Source organism: Neptunicoccus cionae (assembly GCF_014643735.1).
In the GTDB taxonomy this organism is placed as follows: Bacteria; Pseudomonadota; Alphaproteobacteria; order Rhodobacterales; family Rhodobacteraceae; genus Amylibacter; species Amylibacter cionae.
Window position 1 is genome coordinate 1 of sequence record NZ_BMKA01000023.1, and the last position, 874, is coordinate 874.

1 protein-coding gene is annotated in these 874 nt (G+C 56.3%); it reads right to left on the minus strand.

Annotation, left to right across the window (positions count from 1 at the left end; translation table 11 throughout):
* Nucleotides 1-118 precede the first annotated feature (118 nt).
* On the minus strand, nucleotides 119-874 hold a 756-nt coding region (locus IEX10_RS19855; protein ID WP_188679037.1), incomplete at its 5' end, for a transposase.

An 874-nucleotide genomic window follows, 5' to 3' on the forward strand; every position in this document is an offset into this window, starting at 1 on the left:
TTTGTTGAAAAAGTCGCCGTGATCTGAGGGGTTGGCCGCCTCGCGGCGTTCGTCGCGGGCTTATCGTTCCGCCCGTTGTACTGGGCGGCTGGTTGGGCTGTCGTTTTGTTGGTTCAGATCATATCGTAATCCTTGTTTCGGCGGTCTTGGGTCTTAGTTTTGCAAGTTTTCGAAGGTTCTGGGCGATTGCAGCGAGCGTAAATTCGTCCCTCACACCGCAGGGCCCTCGAAGCCGGAGCCGTCCCAGGCCGAGAATGCGTTTGAGGTGGGCGAAGAGCATCTCGACCTTTTTGCGTTTGGCCTGAGCCTTTGGGTTGAAGGGCGATTTGGCAGCCATTCGGGCGAAGTCACGGGCGTCCTCATGCTCTTCGCGGCCAATGAAGCGGGTGTTCGTGTTCGGGCAGCATTTTGATTTTGATGGGCAGGCATCGCAAATGGCTTTGGTGGCCCTGTATCTGCGCCGCCCGGTTTTGGGTTCTTTCCTGCGCGGGTCAGAATAGTTCCGGCGGGACTGCAACAGGTGCTGGCCTTCAGGGCAGGTATAGCGGTCGTTGTCTTCGTCCCATTCGAAGTCGGAACGGGAAAATGTGCCATCTTTACGCTCGGATTTGTCGATCAATGGTATGAAGGGAATGATGCTGCGCTTCTTTGTCAGCCACGCCAGGTTCTCTGCCGATCCATAGGCAGTATCTGCAACGAGCCAGTCCGGTTTGATACCGAAGCGCCTTTCTGTTCGATCAATCATGGTTTGCGCCGCGCCCACTTCGGCCTGCCTGATTGAGCGTGTCGCCTCGATATCCACGATGACGGAATGGTCCGTGTCGATCAGATAGTTATTCGAATAGGTGAAGATTGCCGGGCCTTTGCGCGCCGC